This is a genomic window from Spirosoma spitsbergense DSM 19989, from assembly GCF_000374085.1.
GTDB classification, from domain to species: domain Bacteria; phylum Bacteroidota; class Bacteroidia; order Cytophagales; family Spirosomataceae; genus Spirosoma; species Spirosoma spitsbergense.
On the sequence record NZ_KB893403.1, the window covers coordinates 1 to 16,792 of the forward strand.

Below are 16,792 nucleotides of genomic sequence, written 5' to 3' on the forward strand. Positions count from 1 at the left end.
AGTGAGCCATGAGCGGAAATAGAAGCTGCGAGCAAAACTACAAAATTTGTGTCACCTTATTTTATCAGCATTCCTAATANAAATTCACCGGGAAAATTCACTCCTGTTCAAGAAGCAAACCCAACCGAATACGAGGCAATTGGATATAGTGCAGGGCATACCAATTGACTTTCCAGCCTTTAGTTAGCCACTGTAAAATTGATGGGCAGGCTATATTTTACCCGTACCGGTCGGCCACGCTGTACACCCGGTTTCCAGCGGCCTGTAGTGGCCTTTACCACACGCATGGCTTCTTCCTCCGTGCCGAAACCAAGTCCTTTAACGACGATCACATCTGCAACGCTGCCATCGGTATTAATAACGAAACTGATAAAAACCCGCCCCTGCACTCTGGCCCGCTGAGCATCAGCAGGATACCGTAGATTCTGAGCTAAAAACTTGCCAAGGGCCTCTATGCCCCCCACAAAGGTTGCGGGCTGTTCCAGTACGGTATAGCGAACCGTATCAGTTCCTGCAGTGACAGCTTTACCTTCCTGAAAAAGACCTTTTTCGTACCGTTCTTCGTAGAAATAAGAACCATCGGCATATTGCCCCGTCCAGATGCCCTGTCTAAACCCATTTTCATAGTTACCCTGCTCGGTGAGAAGAGGTCCCGCGCCACCTTCGGTATATATTTTTTCCCTGGTTTGATAAACAGCGCGGCCATTTCCGTCTTTCACAAGCTGGCGCCCTGTCCCGTCCCAAAACGCAGTTATCTGGTCCGGTGCGGGAACAAATGGGCTTTTAGCCGAGCCATCGGGCGGGTGGCTACTGGTCATAACCTGCCGAATCTGGCCATTGTCGTACCAGGTCGTACTAAGTACTTTCTCATCGAAGTGCTCTGTTTTTTTCGACACAGCCCCATTGATGTGGTAATGAAACTCGTCGCCAACTGGTTTTTCGTTTTGGTAATATACCTCCTGAACCCGATTGCCGTCATTGTCGATAACCATCAATAAACCTTCCCAGCGGAAGCGGCTGTTTTGATAACCGATGGCGTTAGTCTGCCGCCCATCGCCCGTGCGGCCAATATTTGGCTGTCTGATAAGAGGTAACCGGTATTCCTCTTTCCAGGCGTTTCCTTTGCCTTTATAAACAATAATATCATTAGATGGAAATCCGGCCGAATCCAGTGGTGATACTTGTTTGCGCCGTGCCTGAGTGCTGTCCGATACGGGCCTGGAATCGGCATCGAAATAGGTGACCTTAGCCCCGTTTACGTACAAAAATGGCTTGTTGGGCGGAAACATAACCGGAAATGTAACTTGTTGCCGAACAGCCTTTCCATCCTTACGGGCCGGTTTCCACGCGTTGTAAAGCGAAAATACCCGTACGGCCTCCCGATCCAGATCGGTGCGCAGGCTCTTTATCACGTTTACCTGCGCAATCCGTCCGCTGGGTTCCACGACACCGTTCACAATAACACGCCCTCCCAGCCCCTGGGCTTCGGCCGGTACTGATTTGCGTAGGTTGACTTGTAGAAAAGTAGTCAGAAAAGTGATGCCTCCGCGTGGTTCAGCTACGCTGTCTACTTCAAAGTCTTTATAAACAGGCGGCTGGGCCATGGCTGTCGAGCATATTAACAGCAGGAGAAAAAGAAAGCGTATCAACATGGTTGAGTGGTGTTTTAAGGACGACCCAAAAATACATATTCGTCCGTAAAATCTGACCGCTTTCAGGAAGCTTTTATGAAGCCGTTCCCCGTATGGAAAGTCGCTCGATACCGGCTGCAACGAGGGTTTCCAGTTGAGATTCGGTGGCTCTGTCAGCCACAATTTTGACCCCTACCGAACGCGGAACGAGGGTGCGGAACTGTAGGGCCTGATCGAGCGAGAAGGGAAGGGGGAGCGTACCCGTCGCGTTCTTTATGAAATCGACCCCGGCATCGGTAGCTTGTTTGATGACCGATTGAGTTTGTTCTGCATCCAGCAACGACGATTCCAGAATGACCGTAAAGAACTTCTCGAAACGGTGAACCATAGACACCAGTTTAGCCAGTTCGATCTTGACCCAGCCCGACGAAGATGAAAATAGTGCCGACGTGTTCAGCACCACCTCGATTTCACTGGCACCATCCCGCAAGGCCCACTCTATCTCGGTTTGCTTGGCTTCGGTACGCTGGTAACCAAACGGAAACCCGACTACCGTAGCCAGCATAGCCGGATGGGCCTCCCCCAGCTCGCGCCGGAACTTCTTTACCCAGAACGGAGCTACCGTCATACCGGCCAGTCCCAGTTGCGTCACTTCATCGAGCGCGTCGTACTGCTCGCTGATGGTTACGTTGGCGTGAATCAGTGTCCGTTCGATATAAGGAAAGAGATGATTCATGAGTTGTCAAGGAGTGAAAGAGTAAATGAGCGAAAGAGTGATTTGCTAACGCTAGAAGTTTGTTTACGTTAGCTACCCACTCTTTCGCTCATCCGCTCTTTCACCATTAACTAAGGTACTTTAGCTTTACCACCTCTTTCGGGTCGAGGAAGCGCCATTTGCCGCGCGGCAGTTCCTTTTTAGTCAGACCCGCGTAGGTCGTTCGGTCAAGCTTACTGACTTCGTAACCGAAATGCTCAAACATCCGGCGTACAATCCGATTGCGGCCGGAGTGAATTTCGATACCCACCACGTAGGCGTCGGGCGTTACAATGCTGAGGGCGTCCGGTTTGATGGGACCGTCTTCCAGTTCGATTCCTTTTTTGAGTTCCTCGAAGTGTTCGGTGGTGATGGGTTTATCCAGTTCGACCTGATAAATTTTACGGACGTTGTTTGATGGATGCGTGAGTTTATCGGCCAGCTCACCATCGTTTGTAAAGAGTAATAACCCCGTGGTGTTTCGGTCAAGGCGACCAACCGGATACATCCGGAAGTTACCTGCATCGGCTACCAGTTCCATAACGGTTTTACGTTCATCGGGGTCTTCGGTGGTGGTAATATAATCCTTTGGCTTGTTTAGCAATACGTATACAAAACGCTCAGGGTTCAGGGTTTTGGTGCCGTATTTGACCGTATCGCCTTCTTTTACCTGGAAACCCATTTCGGTTATGACTTTACCGTTCACCGAAATATCGCCCCGCGTAATTAGTTCGTCGGCTTCCCGGCGTGAGCAAACCCCCGAATTGGCAATGTAGCGATTCAGGCGGGTGGTATTCGAGCCATCGGTACGATCCCGAACGCTTACACGTTTTGGCTTTTCATCATCCTGCTTACGATCTCCCCGTGGACCATCCGTGCGGCCCCGTCCGGCAAACCGATTGCGCGACTCTTCCAGATTATAATTGGGCGCTTTGGTGTACATACCCGTACGGCGGTCACCCGATTCTTTCCGTTGCTGCCCCGTAAAACGAGAATCCTCGTCCCGATTATTACTCCGGCTTGTATCGTCGTTAAAACGTTCGCGGTTGCGCTCGTCTGCTTCCGGGCTGAATCCGCCCACTCGTTTAAACGCTGGTTTGTCGGGCCGGTTACCCCGGCTCTGACCACGCGAAAAGCGCGATGCGCCGTCCTTGTTTGAGTCTCCGAATCGATTGGCGTCACGGGGGCCATCAGTCCGACCGAAACGGGGGGGGCCGGCGGGTTTACCATCACGATTAGAATCATCCCTGTTCCGATCTGTTGAAAAACGGGGCTTGTCATCCCGATTAAAGCGGGGAGGACCGGAAGGCCGGAAGCCACTCCCGGAAGCTTTGCCGCTGCTTTCTTCCCGACCCCGACGATTTTCGCCATCGCGGCTATCACGCCGGTCGCTGTCGAAACGAGGTTTGTCAGACTGGAATCGATTGGTGCGGTTAAAATCCGGGCGATCACCGGAACCCCGCTCAAAACGCGGAGAACGGGAGTCGCTGTCACCGCGACCGGAGCGACGGTCATCAGATCGCTGATTGCTGTCCCGGCTAAATCGCGAGGGGCCGTCCTGTCGGGGGGTATCGCGCCGGGGACGGTCTGAATTCGACCGGTTATCGGTATCTCTGGAAAAACGCGCTGGCTTATCGGACCGGCCTCCCGCGTTATTGGAGTCCCTATTGAAACGGGGGCTTGATGACCGGGACCCTCCAGTCCGGGACCCTCCAGTCTGGGGCCGATCGTTATCGCCATCGCGGCTGAAGGTAGGCCGGTCGGTGTCCCGGCTAAACCGCGGACCACCTGAGCGGGGGCGATCATCGCCCTGTTTGCGACCATCATCCCGACGGTCGGTAGAACGGCCCGCCCGCCGTTGCGGGTCACCATCACGGCTTGATCCGGTACTCCGGTCGCGGTCGTTCTTCTCTGAATCCTGACTCATGAAAAATAAGGTAATTCGAAAAAATAATATGTATCAATCTGGCTGACTATCAGCGGTTAGGCTTCCCGGTAGTCAAAACGGGCCACAAAGGTAGCCCTTTTCATAACAACCCGGTTACACCCGTTTCTGCACAACGCATTTTACGCAGGAAACAATCCGCAGAAGCCAAAAGTCGTTAGTGAATAGTTATAGGGGCCTTTTTCTCCCTGTTTTACCTGTCTCTGACCAGCTATTTACCCTATTCTGTATGTCCGATCCGGCCCTGACTCCGCTTTATACGCCAACCCGATCATCCATTGAGCAGTCGTTGATGAAGCGGTTCATGAACTGGCTGTTCATCAAGAAAGGACTTTACTTTCGGGACTATGACGACTTATGGGATTGGTCGGTAACGGATCTGGAGGACTTTTGGGAGAGCATCTGGCAGTTTTTCGATGTGCAGAGCCATACGCCGTACTACCAGGTTATTTTTAGACCGAGCCAGCAGGATATGATTGGGACAACCTGGTTTGCGGGGGCTACAATCAACTACGCCGAACACATCTTTCGCCATAAAACACCCCAGCGCCCCGCCATTTTGTTTGCTTCTGAACAACAGCCGACGGCAAAAAGTATATCGTGGGATATGCTGGAACAACAGGTAGCAGCCGTTGCCGCCTTTCTTCGGCAACAGCATGTGGGTGCTGGTGACCGGGTAGTGGCCGTGCTGCCGAATGGCCCGGAAGCCGTCATCGCTTTTCTGGCAACCAACGCCATTGGGGCTATCTGGTCCAGTTGCTCGCCCGATTTTGGTACGGCCAGTGTGGTGGATCGTTTCCTGCAGATTGAGCCTAAAGTACTGTTCGCTGCGGATGGGTATACCTACAATGGTAAACGAATTGAGAAAGTCGACTCCATTTCATCGTTATGTGCGCAACTTCCGACGCTCCAGCAGGTAGTATGGGTCAAGTATGTTGACAGTAACGAATTGCCAGCCAGCGCCTTATCCTGGCAGGAGATCCTGTATACACCGGCACCGGAAGGCTTGACGTTTGAGCCGGTTCCCTTCGAACATCCCATCTGGATACTGTATTCATCGGGTACAACCGGCAAACCCAAAGCCATTACGCACAGTGTGGGAGGTTGCCTGCTCGAACACATGAAAGTACTGGCCCTGCATCAGGACGTGCACCAGGGCGACCGGTATTTCTGGTACTCTACCACGGGCTGGATGATGTGGAATTTTGCCATTGGCTCGATGCTGGTGGGGGCAACGCTCGTGCTGTATGAGGGAGCGGCTGGCTATCCTGATATGAATGCGTTATGGAAACTGGCTCAGGAAACGCAAGTTGTGCATTTCGGCAGTGGAGCCGCTTATTACCTCGCCTGTTTGCGCGCCGGATTAAAACCGATGGACACCGTTAGTTTACCCCATCTGCGAACAATTGGCTCTACTGGTTCACCCCTTCCGCCCGAAGGATTTCGGTGGATATACGAGTCCGTCAAGCAAAATGTCTGGCTTATCTCGTTCAGTGGCGGAACGGATATTTGCAGCGGATTTGTGGGGGGAAATCCGTTGCTGCCCGTTTATGAAGGAGAAATTCAGTGCCGATTACTGGGTTGCAACGTCGAAGCGTTTGATGAAAAAGGAAACCCCGTTCGGGCACAGTTGGGCGAAATGGTTATTCTGGAACCAATGCCCTCTATGCCCATTTACTTCTGGAACGACCGGACCGCCGGACCGCGGAATAATGACCGTTATCGAAAAAGTTACTTCGACGATTACCCCGGTATATGGCGGCACGGCGATTATATTCAGATCACCGAACGAAACGGCGTTATCATTTACGGGCGGTCAGATGCTACGCTCAATCGCGCTGGTGTTCGGATTGGTACCAGCGAAATTTATAGCGCGGTAGAAAGCCTGCCCGAAATAAATGACAGTCTGGTTGTGGGTTTAGAGCGACCTGGCGGCCAGTATTTTATGCCGTTGTTTGTGGTGTTGAAGCCGGGTTTTTCTCTTACGGACGAGCTAACGACACGTATCAAACGGACGCTCCAGAGTCAGTTTAGTCCTCGCCATGTACCCGACGCTATATACGCCATCGACGAAATACCGTATACCATAAGCGGCAAGAAGCTCGAAACGCCGGTAAAAAAGATTTTATCGGGTATGGATGCTTCACTGGCTACCAGCCGGGACACGCTGCGCAACCCGGCCTCACTCGACCAGTTTAGCCACTTCAGCGGGTAAGCCGCGAACCGTATACGTACGTTTGTTTAATACCGCTAGCGACGTTTATATACTGACTGCTGTGTGCACAAACGGTGAATCTTTTCCCGACTACGCTTCAGCCGCATCTTAACGGTGCTCTCTTTCAGGCTACAGATATGGGCAATTTTAGCAATGCTCATACCATCCTCATACTTGAAATGCAACAGTGCCTTTTCCGAATCAGACAGCTTCTCTATTGCTTTGCTGACCAGTTGAATGGCTTCTTCGTGCAATTGCTCATCGCTGGTATCGGCAGCCGCATAATCTAAGCCATCTTCCATACGCATCATTGGCAACCGCTTGGCCAACCGAATTTGATCGGCACAGTAGTTGAACGCAATGGAGTAGAGCCAGGTCGAGAAGTTAGATCGTTCCTGAAAGGCATTCAGTTTATTGAAAACTTTCAGAAAAATATCGTGCGTAAAATCTTCAGCCTTCGAGGGGTCTTTCACCATCGATAAACATCGGCGGTAAACTTTGTTAACATATCGTTTGTAGAGCGTCTCGAAACATTGTTCTGGCTGATTGGAAAAATACTGACGAATCATCTCTTCGTCAGAAACGAGAGTAATTTTTGAAGATATCATTTATGGGGTCAGTTTACCTAAGTAACTACTGTAAATTAAGTTAAACCCCTGATATTTAGTTTGTCGAAAAATTCTAAATATACTAAGCGGTAGGGGTGAATTTGGATATATATAAGGACCTATTTCGGTTATATAGGTACAGCTATCCGTTTGCACAATGCTCAATCCTATGATTGACAGATAGTTGTATTTGAGGTACTGAGTCGATGTTTATGATCTATAATTAAGCGGCATACTTCGTATGTCGATAAAAAAAATCACACCCTTTACTTCGTTTGTAATCGTTCTTTAGCTAAAAAGGGGCGATTGTATCCGGAAGGAGCAGTTGCTTCTTCCGGATACAATCGCCCCTTTTTAAGGAGAAAATCCCGGCGTTAATTTCTCAGTGGTTTGCCACCCGTGAGCAGGCTCTGAATCCGTTCCAGCGTTTTCTTCTCACCCGTTAGTGAGAGGAAGGCTTCCCGTTCCAGATCGAGCAGGTATTGCTCCGATACGTTTTGTGGACTGCTAAGGTCGCCCCCGCAAATAACGTAGGCTAACTTATCGGCGATTTTACGGTCGTGGTCCGAAATGTAACGGCCCATGTGCATGGCCGTAACGCCCGCCCGGAACAGGGCAATACCGGTTTTACCCTGTACCTTAATGTCGGTGCGGGGTTTGGGTTGTGTGTACCCGTTATCGGCCAGTTCTATAGCTGCCTGTTTGGCTTCGGACAATAACCGGCTGCGGTTCAGAACAATCTGGTCAGTAGCCCGGAGGTAATTCATTTCTCGGGCTTCCTGGGCCGATGTCGACACCTTAGCAGTCGCAATGTTCATGTATACACTTTGCAGGATGTTTAGCTCCGGGTCGCCGGACTGGTAGAGGTCGGAGGCACGGGCGGCCATCTCCTTGGTGCCACCACCGGCCGGAATCAGGCCAACACCCACCTCAACCAGGCCAATGTAACTTTCGGCGTGGGCCACTACCCGGTCGGCATGCAGCACGGCTTCACAACCACCGCCCAGCGTGAGCGTGTGCGGGGCAACAACCACCGGAATGGACGAGTAACGCAGGCGGGTGATTAGTTTCTGAAACTGAGCAATCATCAGATTTACCTCATCAAACTCCTGCTCCACGGCGAACATGAACAGCGTGGCCAGATTAGCGCCCGCCGAAAAAGCATCGGTCGAGTCATTGCCAACCACCAGACCCCGGAAGTCTTTCTCTGCCAGCGAAATACCCTTGTTCAGGGCTTCGGAAACCTCCTGCCCGAAGGTATTCATCTTACTGCGGAACTCCACGTTCAGAATACCATCACCGAGGTCGATGATGCTGGCCCCGGAGTTTTTCCAGACAATGTTGTTGCTCAGATTTTCCAGAATGGTGAAAACCTCAGCTCCTGGAACCACTTTATAACTTTTGGTCGGAATGTCGTAATACTGCCGTTTCCCGTTTTCGACTTTGTAGAAACTATCGAACCCGGCATCGATCATATCATACACCCACTGCGCGGGCTTCTTTCCCTGCGCTTCAATCATGCCGAGCCCTTTCTTCAGACCAATAGCGTCCCAGGTCTCAAACAACCCTAATTGCCAGCCGAAACCGGCGGTAATGGCCGCGTCGATGCGGTAGAGTTCGTCCGAGATTTCGGGGATGCGATGCGTCGCGTACTGGAAGCCATCGGCAAAGGTTTTCCGGTAAAACTCACCAGCTTTGTCTTTACCATCAATCAACACCGGAAAGCGTTTTTTCAGGCTATCAATGGCCTTCGTACTTTCCAAAGTTCCAAATTTTACTTTTTCCGATGGCTTGTATTCGTAGGTATTCAGGTCGAGAGCCAGAATCTGGGTTTGTCCCTTTTCGTCTTTCGTTTTCTTGTAATAACCCTGACCGGTTTTGTCGCCGAGCCATTTGTTCTCCATCAGTTTCTGCACCGAAGCGGGCAGCTCGAAACTCGCCCGCGATTCGTCGTGCTCCATCTTCACCAGATTCCCCGCCACGTTGACGGTGGTATCCAGACCGACCACATCTGATAGCCGGAACGTGCCCGACTTGGGCCGCCCTACTACCGGGCCGGTTAGTTTATCCACCGCTTCTACGCTCAGCCCCAGTTCTTCGGCTACCCGAATGGTTTGAATCAATGACTGAATACCCAGCCGGTTGGCAATAAAACCGGGCGTGTCTTTGCACAGTACCGTTGTTTTGCCCAGAAATAAATCGCCGTAGTTCATCAGGAAATCGACAACGGCGGGGTCGGTATCGGGGCCGGGAATGATTTCGAGCAGACGCAGGTAGCGGGGTGGGTTGAAGAAGTGCGTACCACAGAAATTCCGCCGAAAATCCTCGCTCCGTCCTTCTGCCAGCAGGTGCATGGGAATGCCTGATGTGTTGGAGGTGATCAGCGTACCGGGTTTGCGAAACTGCTCGACCCGTTCGTACACCGAGCGTTTGATGTTCAGGCGCTCCACCACCACCTCGATCACCCAATCGTAGTTGGCAATCTCCTTCAGGTTGTCATCAAAATTACCCAGCTTGATCCGGTCCGCAAATTTGGGGCTGTACAAGGAAGCCGGGCTGGCTTTGAGCATCGTCTGGAAGGCGTCATTCACAATCCGATTCCGGACGAATGGACTTTCGGTCGTTAGGCCCTTTGCTTTTTCTGCCTCATTCGGTTCACCAGGCACGATGTCCAGAAGTAAGACGTCAACACCAATGTTGGCGAAGTGAGCCGCAATACGCGACCCCATAATACCGGAGCCCAGCACGGCTACGCGCCGGATGGTGCGGTTTTTTACGCTTGTCTGTGGTTTTTCCAAGGTTGCTTCCATGTGTTTTGTTGGTCGGGAACAGGAATAAAACCAGCGTCACTGCCTGTCAGTATCACTGGTGTCCCTATCGTTTTTGAGTTTAGTTAATTCGTCGATATCCAGTAAATCTTTAGTCGTCCAGTGGCTTGTTTTTCCGTCAGCAAGTCATTCAGGTGAATGACCCTGAACGGTATCCCATCAAACGAGGCAGTGAGGGCACGGAATGAGAAGCAGTTTTCGCGTTAATCCAGCGTCAGTTCTTCCGGTTCGGCGGCTTTTATACGGGCATTTTCTTCTTCTACCATCCGATTGAGGTCATTCATGACTTCAAAAAATACGGCCAACTTGTTTAGCGGAATACGCTCTCTAACCATATTGTTGAACTGAATAACCCCGTCCCGGGCCATCTCACGCTTTGCTTTGCCTTCTTCGGTCAGGTAGATCCGGACGAATCGCTTATCGTTACCGTCCACCACGCGTTGTATTAGTCCACGCTCTTCGAGGCTTTTCAGCATCCTGACCAGTGAGCGGGGTTCCATGCCCAGCAGTGGGCCGATTTTGGTAGCCGGAGTACCCTCAACCAGGTCGATATTCAGCAGTACGTAGCCAATAGCCATCGTAATGTCGAAGCGGGCGGCATAGGCGTTGTACATGCGCGAAATGGCATGCCAGCCCCACTTTATATGAAAATCAACTGTTTTTTCCTTTTTCATGGTCGATGTCGCTCTGTAATATCCCAATGTAAATTTACTACTTTTTTTGAAATTGGTATGCATGCATACTATCTTAACCGGGATTTATGTGATTAGACTGATTGAACTGATTTCTTTAATCGCATTTAGTGCTTGATAACAAAATCAATGTTAATCAGCTAAATCACATAAATCCCGGTTCAGACAGTAGCTTATCCACCAACCGGTTGAACTCTTCCACATATTGGTCGTAGTATTTACCCGTGCCGGGGCCGGAGAAGCCCGTATGGATATGCCGTACTTTCCCTTTTTTGTCGATAAAAATGGTCGTTGGGAACGCCAGTACAGCGTTTAGATCGGGCAGTGCTTTGGATGCTTCGGCTTTGTCGTTCGATCCTGCCAGTACAATGGGGTAATCGATCTGGAACCGCTCTTTCATGCGCTCAATCTTGGGTCCCGATACGGCCATCTCCGGTGACCGTTCGAAGGCCAGGCCAAGTACTTCAACCCCACGCTGTTTATTTTTCTGGTACCAGGGAATCAGGAATTTGGTTTCGTCCATGCAGTTGGGGCACCAGGAACCGAGTAGCTGCACAATCGTCACCTTGCCCTTAAAACGCGGGTCGGTCAGCGAAACGAGAGTGCCATCCGGTTCGGGGAGGGAGATGTTGAGCGTTTTAGCCCCTGGTTTCAGATACGTCAGGCTACCGGGGTCGGGGAGTTCGGCTTTGGGGTCGAATCGGGCTACCCAGGATTCATAGTCCGATACACCCGACCAGAAGCCACCCGTCATGGTTTTCGTAGCCGCATCCTGCCGGGCCTTAAACAGAAACAGGTGCGACCCATCGAAACAGGACAGAAAGAGACTATCGCCCACCACATTCCCATCGAGGTAGCGATAGTCTCCGGTGGGCGTCAGGAAGGTGCCGGTTACGCGGTTGCCGTTCTGCTCAAAAATGCCGACCGCATTTATGGAATCGACCTTACCCGTTTTACTTTCGAACTGCGTGGCCCATTTTCCGCTTACGTTCGTGGTCGTTGGTTCATCTTTCGTAAACCTGTATGCAAGGCCTTGTTCTGCCTCGAAGGGAAGCGTTTGTAGGCCTAGTCCCACCCGATTTCGGCGATATACGCCCCGGAGCGTAGCCACGCCGGGCGTATTACCGTCTATCTTTGCAACCAGTTCCGATTCGAACAGCGCTATTGGTATGTGTAGTGAGTCGCCCTGAACAGTAGCGGTATCCATGGGCAGCCGCTCGCTGCCATTAACGGCAAAAACGGTATAGGTTTTCTCCTTATCCGCTACGGGCTGAATATCCAGGCCGAAGGGCAGTTCTCCGCCGGGAGTTTGCAGTACAGCCCGGTACCGACCCGTTGTCAGCGTTGACGATTTGTCGGAACAGGCAGTGAGTGAACATAAGAAGGCAAAAGCTGCGACAGGCAGAACATGTTTCATGATTTTTTTGGTTGTATTCTCAGTATGTCCGAATAACAACCCCAACAACGACCACAAAACAAGGTTAGTTTCTGAATGAGCGATTACCACGAACCCGTTTTATTACAGGCCTGCATCGACGGCTTGAATCTGCAACCCGGAGGCACCTACGTCGACATTACCTTTGGTGGCGGGGGGCACAGCCGCGAAATCCTGCGCCAGCTGGAACCGGGCGACAATGGGCCGGGACCTACCAGTCCGGGCCGCTTGTTTGGCTTTGATCAGGATTCCGATGCCCGCGTCAATGCCCAGGCCATTGGCGACTCCCGCCTGACGTTTGTGGCCTCAAACTTCCGCAACATCAAGCGGTATCTGCGTTTGTACAAAGCGGAGCAGGTAGATGGTATTCTGGCCGATTTGGGTATTTCGTCGCACCAGATCGACACGCCCGAACGAGGCTTCTCGACCCGCTTCGATGCCGACCTCGACATGCGCATGAACCAGCAGGCCGACCGTACCGCCCGGCAGGTGGTCAACTCGTATCCAGAACCGGAGCTGCACCGGATTCTGGGTATGTATGGCGAAATTACCAATGCCCGTACGGTGGCCGCTGCGCTGGTATCGGCCCGCTCTAACCGGGCTATCGATACGGTGAATGACCTCAAAAATGCATTGCAGCGCTACGCCCCCCGCGGTAAGGAAAACAAGTTTTTTGCCCAGGTTTTCCAGGCGTTACGTATCGAAGTGAATGAAGAATTGCAGGCGCTGGAAGAGTTTCTGGAGCAGGTGCCGGAGATTCTCAAACCGGGTGGGCGGCTGGTCGTGCTATCGTATCACTCGCTCGAAGACCGGCTGGTGAAAAACTTCATTAATAAGGGCAAGTTTCAGGGTGAAGTGGAAAAAGATCTGTACGGCAATGACCTCAAACCGCTACAGTCGATAACGCGCAAACCCATCGAAGCTACGCCCGACGAGATTGCCCGAAACCCCCGCGCCCGCAGCGCCAAACTGAGGATCGCCGAGAAGATTTGAGATGCCTTTTTTATTGCCCGGCTATATCGTAGTTTTGATACCCATCCTTTGTACCTGATTACTGAATACCCATTATGTTAGCCAAAACCTTCGGTGGAGCCGTGTATGGCGTGAATGCCAGTTTGATAACCATCGAGGTCGTTGTGGCGCAAGGGCTGCATTTCCATCTGGTGGGCCTGCCCGATAGTGCCGTCAAGGAGAGCGAGCAGCGGGTAGAAGCATCACTCAAATTCTTCGGGTACCGGATGCCCCGCCAGAAAGTGGTGGTCAACCTGGCCCCGGCCGACATCCGCAAGGAAGGTTCGGCCTACGATTTGCCCATTGCCCTCTGCGTGCTGGAAGCTTCCGAACAGATTACCACCACCCGCAACCTGTCCGATTACGTGATTATGGGCGAACTGGCCCTCGACGGTACGTTGCGGCCTATCAAGGGCGTATTGCCCATTGCCATCGAAGCCCGGAAACAGGGGTACAAAGGCTTTATTCTGCCGACTGAGAATGCGCAGGAAGCAGCCATCGTCAATCAGTTGGATGTGATTGGGGTGAAGACCATGCAGGAAGCAGTGGAGTATATGGAAGGCAAGAAGGAAATCGAACCGCTCTCCAGCGACACCCGCGATTTGTTCATGACCCAGATAAATGCGTACGAAGCTGATTTTTCGCACGTGCAGGGCCAGGAGAACATAAAACGGGCACTGGAAATAGCGGCTGCCGGGGGGCATAACGTGATCATGATTGGTCCGCCGGGAGCGGGTAAAACGATGCTGGCCAAGCGACTGCCGAGTATTCTCCCGCCATTGACCTTGCAGGAAGCCCTGGAAACCACCAAAATACATTCCGTAGCGGGCAAACTCGGCACCCGCGCCAACCTGATTGCCACCCGGCCCTACCGGTCGCCCCACCATACCATTTCTGATGCGGCCCTGGTGGGGGGGGGTAGTTTCCCTCAGCCGGGTGAGATTTCCCTGGCGCACAACGGGGTATTGTTTCTGGATGAATTGCCGGAGTTTAAACGGTCGGCACTGGAGGTGATGCGCCAGCCGCTCGAAGACCGGAAAGTGAGTATTTCGCGGGCCAAGTGGGCAGTCGAGTTTCCAGCCAGTTTTATGCTCATCGCCAGCATGAACCCCTGCCCCTGTGGCTACTACAACCACCCAGAAAAAGAGTGCGTCTGCGGCTCGGGCGTAGTGCAGAAGTACCTCGCTAAAATCAGCGGCCCTCTCCTCGACCGCATCGACCTGCACGTGGAAGTTACGCCCGTTTCCTTCGACCAGATGACCGGCAACCGGCCTTCTGAGCCTAGTGACGTAATTCGGGAGCGGGTCATCAAAGCGCGGGAGATTCAAACGGCCCGCTTTGCCGAGCAGCCCGGCGTGTATTCCAATGCCATGATGCCTTCGCAGATGGTGAAGGAAATATGCGCCATCAGCGATGCCGGTCGGGCATTGCTCAAGACGGCGATGGAGCGGCTGGGCTTATCGGCCCGCGCTTACGACCGTATCCTGAAAGTGTCCCGCACCATTGCCGACTTAGCGGCCAGCGAGGAAATCAAAATCGAACACCTCGCCGAAGCCATTCAATACCGCAGTTTGGATCGGGAGAACTGGGCGGGATAATCTGTATTCTACTGAATTAGTTTACTACTTTACTGCTTGATACTATGGACAAAACGCGTACTTTTGTTTATAGTATCAAACACTATGCGTTCAAAACAAATCAGCTTACTACCTACGGCTCAGCACGTTCTTACGCAGTTTGGTGAAGACATTAAACTAGCTCGATTGCGTCGAAAACTCAGCACGACCCAAGTAGCCGAACGTGCCGGTATCAGCCGGTCAACCCTGTGGCAAATTGAAAAAGGTGCGGCCAGCGTAGCGATGGGAGCCTATCTACAGGTATTGTTTGTGCTAGGCTTAGCCAAAAATCTGCTCACCGTTGCGGCCGATGATGTGCTGGGTCAGAAACTACAGGATGCCGGTTTACTGGTAAAAAAGCGGGCACCCAAACGCCAAATCAACACCACTCCATGACAGCCCGTCAATGCGATATAGGGGTGTATGCCGACTGGCAGATGGTAGAGAAGCCGCTAAAAATGGGGCAGTTAAGCGCTACGCAACTCCCGGGTAAAGAAGTGTTTTCGTTTGCGTATGACCCGGCGTTTTTATCAACCGGACTTTCGCAGGTACTGGACCCGGACCTCCAGTTTTTTGGTGGCAACCAATTTATTCGGGACGAAAAACCCAATTTTGGTCTGTTTCTCGATTCATCGCCCGACCGCTGGGGGCGGTTGCTCATGCGTCGGCGGGAAGCGTTGGTTGCTCGTCAGGAAGCCCGTAAAGAAAAACCACTTTTTGAAAGCGATTATCTGCTGGGCGTGTACGACGAACACCGCATGGGGGCAATTCGCTTTAAAACGGATGATACAGGCGATTTCCTGAACAATAACCGGGCAATGGCCGCTCCTCCCTGCGCGAGTTGGAGCAGGCGAGTTTACAACTCGAACGGAACAATGACCCCACCACGCCTGAGTATGCCCGGTGGCTCGACCTGCTCATGGCTCCGGGGTCGTCGCTGGGGGGTGCCCGACCCAAAGCCAGCGTCCGCGACCCGCAACATCAGTTATGGATTGCCAAGTTTCCGAGTGCCACCGATACGCACGATGTAGCGGCCTGGGAACTATTGGTTCATAAACTGGCCCAACAGGCGGGCATTACGGTAGCCAATGCCTTTGCCGAAACGTTTGGCAGCCGGCACCGGACGTTTCTGACCAACCGGTTTGATCGAAACACCCGGAACCAACGGATTCATTTTGCGTCGGCCATGACGATGCTGGGCTTTTCGGACGGGCAGAATCACCATGAAGGCGTCAGCTATTTACACATTGCCGAGTGGATTATGCAGCACGGGGCGGCTATTGATGCCGATTTGGCCCAACTCTGGCGACGTATTGTGTTCAATATCTGCGTGCGTAATACCGACGACCACCTACGAAACCACGGTTTCCTGCTAACGTCTTCAGGCTGGATACTTTCGCCCGCTTATGATCTGAACCCCGTACCCACCGGCACGGGTCTTTCGCTGAATATCTCGGATACCGACAATGCCCTTGACCTCCGTGTCGCCCTGGACGTTATTTCTTTTTTTCGGCTTAGTGAACCCAAAGCGCAGGCTATTATTGAGGAGGTTCGGGCCGCCGTTTCTACCTGGCGGAGCGTTGCCCAAACGTTAAAAATCAGTCGTGATGAACAGTCGATGATGGAGGCCGCTTTCGACCTATAATCCAACCGGCGAATCCCTGAATTACCTACCCGTGCCTACGACCGAATTCTGAAAGTGTCCCGCACCATTGCCGACTTAGCGGCCAGCGAGGAGATCAAAATCGAGCACCTCGCCGAAGCTATTCAATACCGCAGTTTGGATCGGGAGAATTGGGCGGGGTAATTGTAGTGGTCGTAAGTCGATGAGGGCAAGTAAGCCTGTTGACCTGCCTTTGTTGACATACGGTATGGCTTACCAGTCAAATCGCTTATCTTGCTTCTACGGCAAATCCCTGTGCTGCATAAAACATTTGGTACTCTGACAATTCTTGTGGTCAGATGGCTTGGGCTAGTACTCTGAGCCGAAGATGAGCGAAATTTGGTAGCCCATAACTGATCCGTTTGACATACCGAATCACATTATTGAGTCCCTC

The 16,792-nt window shown here is 52.2% G+C and carries 13 protein-coding genes and 1 pseudogene; 7 read left to right on the top strand and 7 right to left on the bottom strand.

Features of this window, described 5'->3' with window-relative positions:
- Positions 1-179 precede the first annotated feature (179 nt).
- The 3 genes from B157_RS0103845 to B157_RS0103855 form a co-directional block, all read right to left on the bottom strand.
- Entirely contained in the window at positions 180-1,652 is a 1,473-nt protein-coding gene (locus B157_RS0103845; RefSeq protein WP_020602061.1) for a TonB family protein, read from the bottom strand.
- A gap of 73 nt (positions 1,653-1,725) precedes the next feature.
- Complete coding sequence (locus B157_RS0103850; protein WP_020602062.1) at positions 1,726-2,367, bottom strand: hypothetical protein; 642 nt, start codon at positions 2,365-2,367, stop codon at positions 1,726-1,728.
- A 106-nt stretch (positions 2,368-2,473) separates the two neighbouring features.
- Positions 2,474-4,312: a pseudouridine synthase gene (locus B157_RS0103855; protein WP_020602063.1), complete on the bottom strand. Its 1,839-nt coding sequence runs from the start codon at positions 4,310-4,312 to the stop codon at positions 2,474-2,476.
- A 247-nt stretch (positions 4,313-4,559) separates the two neighbouring features.
- On the opposite strand from B157_RS0103855, the gene B157_RS0103860 reads away from it, so the two are divergent.
- Positions 4,560-6,545: an acetoacetate--CoA ligase gene (locus B157_RS0103860; protein WP_020602064.1), complete on the top strand. Its 1,986-nt coding sequence runs from the start codon at positions 4,560-4,562 to the stop codon at positions 6,543-6,545.
- A 35-nt stretch (positions 6,546-6,580) separates the two neighbouring features.
- Here the strand turns inward: B157_RS0103860 and B157_RS0103865 are convergent, their stop codons facing one another.
- The 4 genes from B157_RS0103865 to B157_RS0103880 all read right to left on the bottom strand — a co-directional run bounded on the left by B157_RS0103865 (position 6,581) and on the right by B157_RS0103880 (position 12,090).
- On the bottom strand, positions 6,581-7,153 hold the full coding sequence (locus B157_RS0103865; protein ID WP_084761753.1) for an RNA polymerase sigma factor: 573 nt from the start codon (positions 7,151-7,153) through the stop codon (positions 6,581-6,583).
- Positions 7,154-7,527: 374 nt separating this feature from the next.
- Positions 7,528-9,963 (bottom strand): 3-hydroxyacyl-CoA dehydrogenase/enoyl-CoA hydratase family protein, encoded by a 2,436-nt coding sequence (locus B157_RS0103870; RefSeq protein ID WP_020602066.1) that lies wholly within the window; start codon positions 9,961-9,963, stop codon positions 7,528-7,530.
- 221 nt (positions 9,964-10,184) lie between these two features.
- Positions 10,185-10,655 carry a MarR family winged helix-turn-helix transcriptional regulator gene (locus tag B157_RS0103875; protein ID WP_026308471.1) on the bottom strand — a complete coding sequence of 157 codons (471 nt, stop codon included), beginning with the start codon at positions 10,653-10,655 and terminating at the stop codon, positions 10,185-10,187.
- A gap of 163 nt (positions 10,656-10,818) precedes the next feature.
- The gene (locus tag B157_RS0103880) at positions 10,819-12,090 is read right to left on the bottom strand and encodes a TlpA disulfide reductase family protein (RefSeq protein ID WP_020602068.1); all 1,272 of its coding nucleotides are present in this window, start codon (positions 12,088-12,090) and stop codon (positions 10,819-10,821) included.
- Positions 12,091-12,165: 75 nt separating this feature from the next.
- Here B157_RS0103880 and rsmH point away from each other — a divergent pair, with 75 nt between their 5' ends.
- The 6 genes and pseudogenes from rsmH to B157_RS37240 all read left to right on the top strand — a co-directional run.
- Positions 12,166-13,101 carry a 16S rRNA (cytosine(1402)-N(4))-methyltransferase RsmH gene (gene rsmH, locus B157_RS0103885; protein WP_020602069.1) on the top strand — a complete coding sequence of 312 codons (936 nt, stop codon included), beginning with the start codon at positions 12,166-12,168 and terminating at the stop codon, positions 13,099-13,101.
- A 74-nt stretch (positions 13,102-13,175) separates the two neighbouring features.
- Positions 13,176-14,717 carry a YifB family Mg chelatase-like AAA ATPase gene (locus B157_RS0103890; RefSeq protein WP_020602070.1) on the top strand — a complete coding sequence of 514 codons (1,542 nt, stop codon included), beginning with the start codon at positions 13,176-13,178 and terminating at the stop codon, positions 14,715-14,717.
- An 84-nt stretch (positions 14,718-14,801) separates the two neighbouring features.
- Positions 14,802-15,131, top strand: coding sequence for a helix-turn-helix domain-containing protein (locus B157_RS0103895; RefSeq protein ID WP_020602071.1), 330 nt, complete (start codon positions 14,802-14,804; stop codon positions 15,129-15,131).
- Positions 15,128-15,766: a hypothetical protein gene (locus B157_RS39595; protein ID WP_245565016.1), complete on the top strand. Its 639-nt coding sequence runs from the start codon at positions 15,128-15,130 to the stop codon at positions 15,764-15,766. The genes B157_RS0103895 and B157_RS39595 overlap by 4 nt, the downstream gene beginning before the upstream one ends.
- On the top strand, positions 15,655-16,380 hold the full coding sequence (locus B157_RS39600; protein WP_245565018.1) for a type II toxin-antitoxin system HipA family toxin: 726 nt from the start codon (positions 15,655-15,657) through the stop codon (positions 16,378-16,380). The genes B157_RS39595 and B157_RS39600 overlap by 112 nt, the downstream gene beginning before the upstream one ends.
- Before the next feature lie 21 nt (positions 16,381-16,401).
- Positions 16,402-16,542: pseudogene (locus B157_RS37240) on the top strand (magnesium chelatase subunit ChlI family protein); the annotation flags it as partial.
- Positions 16,543-16,792: the final 250 nt, after the last annotated feature.